The organism is Bradyrhizobium sp. PRIMUS42 (genome assembly GCF_023006515.1).
Taxonomy (GTDB): Bacteria; Pseudomonadota; Alphaproteobacteria; order Rhizobiales; family Xanthobacteraceae; genus Bradyrhizobium.
Genome location: NZ_JALBGZ010001147.1, coordinates 1 through 1,310, shown reverse-complemented (window position 1 = coordinate 1,310; position 1,310 = coordinate 1). Strand labels below are relative to the sequence as shown.

The window sequence follows — 1,310 nt, the reverse complement described above, 5'->3', positions numbered from 1 at the left end:
AGCCCGAGCGCGTCGCGACCTCGGACAGGCAGAGATCGTTGCGGCCGAGCGCGGCCATCACGTCGGCACGCATGAGGTCGAGGCGCGCCGCCGCATGTCCGCGTCCGCGTGCCAGACTTGCATGCTCGGCATCGGTGCCGAGCATGAGGCCGACGAGATCGACCATATGCTGCGCGGTCAGGCGCTGGCCCACCGCGTCGAGATGCGGCGCGTGGTTGGCGGCGAGCGCATGGTAGCGGAAGACGGTCTCGGCGACCGCGCCGTCCGAGAGCACTTGCGACAGCTTGTCCTCGGCGCGCGGATTGATGTCGAGCAGCGCCCGGCGCGGCATGCGGATGCTGGTGAAGCGGTCTTCGTCGGTGTGGCCGACGCTGCCCGTGATGCTCATGTCGACGAGCACCATTTGGGCGGGCGCAAGCTCGACGGTATGGCCGTTCTGCCCGACGCGGACGAGGCCCGCATGTGCGGCGATCAGGACGAGGTCGTCGCTGCCGTCGGCAAGGTGGCTCTGGGTGCGGGAATATTGCGCGGAGGCCCCTTCCGGAATGGCGAGCGCGATGTTGTCGACCACGCTGATCTGGAGCCGGCAATCGATGCTGTCGCCATGGCTCGGCCCGATATCGAGGCCGCAGGAGCCGAAGGCCCGCTCGCGCCATTGCTCGAACGCCGGGCCATGCGGCAGTCCGGTGTATTGGTGAACGAAGATGCCCGGCGCTTTCGCTGCATCCATTTGATTTTTCTCGACCTCTTCCGGCGGCGCGATCAGCGGCGCGACTTCAAATTCCGGGGATTTGACGCCGCGAAAGGCCGGGAGGTTCAAATTGGGAGCGGATTCGGCCGGACTTGTCGGCATGCGACGGCGGGATGGACCGTGGCGACAAAGTCGTAGGCCGCATGAGCGAAGCGACATGCGGGAACAGACGTCCCGGATATCGCTTCGCTCAACCGGGCTACGACGCCTATTTCTTCGCCGGCGCCTGCGGCTGGGACTGCGGCACGGTCTCGATCAGCCTGCCGGAAAACACCGGGGACGAGGTCGGCTGGCCGCTTGGCGAGCCGCCGGCCTGCTCGACGGTGATGGCGTAGGTCGCGCCGTTGACGACCTCGGCATCATAGGAGGCCAGCAGCGGCCGCGCGGTGAAATCGCCGGCGTTGATCACGCCGAGCGAGCGCGGGCGCGGCAGCTTGTCGGAGATCATCCTTCGACCAGCGCGTTGCCGGTCGCGAGCTCACCGAGCTGGAGCTGATCCGGCAGCATTGAGTATTTCACCGGGCCGAACAGGGCTGCGATGATGCCGAACAGGGCGAGG

The 1,310-nt window shown here is 67.2% G+C and carries 1 protein-coding gene and 1 pseudogene; both read right to left on the bottom strand.

Annotated elements, in window-relative coordinates; all coding sequences use genetic code 11:
* On the bottom strand, positions 1-730 hold a 730-nt coding region (locus MOV75_RS38470; protein WP_247008052.1), incomplete at its 3' end, for an AraC family transcriptional regulator.
* Between the two features lie 229 nt (positions 731-959).
* Positions 960-1,199 (bottom strand): annotated as a pseudogene (locus MOV75_RS38465) (anti-sigma factor); the annotation flags it as partial.
* Positions 1,200-1,310: the final 111 nt, after the last annotated feature.